Annotated in this window: 1 protein-coding gene; it reads right to left on the bottom strand. The window is 69.0% G+C overall.

Going from position 1 to position 597, the window contains the following annotated elements; genetic code table 11:
- Positions 1-577, bottom strand: a 577-nt coding sequence (locus tag KUM32_RS36625; RefSeq protein WP_254406652.1) for a SigE family RNA polymerase sigma factor, incomplete at its 3' end; no start/stop codon positions are given.
- Positions 578-597 lie beyond the last annotated feature (20 nt).

Genomic DNA, 597 nt, shown 5'->3' with positions numbered 1-597 from the left:
TTTCGTCGCTGCGCAGTCGGCGCAGCGAACGCCAGATGCTGGACTTCACCGTGCCGACGCTGATGTCCAATATGTCGGCGATCTCGGGGTCGGTGCGGCCCTCGTAGTAGCGCAGGACGAGCATCGTGCGCTGCAATTCGGGCAGCCGCGCCAGCGCCTGCCACAACACGGCGCGCAGCTCGGTGCCGCGCATCGCGTCGTGGTCACCGACGGTCTCGGGCAGTTCCTCGGTCGGGTACTCGTTCAACTTGCGACGACGCCAGGCACTGATGTGCAGGTTCGTCATGGTGCGGCGGAGGTATCCGCCGACCGCTGCCTTGTCACTGATACGGTCCCAGGCCCGATACGTGGAGAACAGCGCGCTCTGCAGCAGGTCCTCCGCCTCGAACCGGTCACCAGTCAGGTGGTAGGCGGTGGCGAAGAGGGAGGCGCGGCGCTCCTGGACGTACGCGGTGAACTCCGCCTCGGCCCGGTTGCCGCTTCCCCCGTGCGCCGTGCCCCCGTTTCCCCCGTTGCCTACGGCGACCGCGGCGCCCCCACGGGCCTCCGTGGCCGCGTCAGCCGCCGCCACGTACATGATGGGCGACCGCTGACGTC

This window comes from Streptomyces sp. AC627_RSS907, from assembly GCF_019049165.1.
This window is presented reverse-complemented; position numbering and strand designations above follow the sequence as displayed.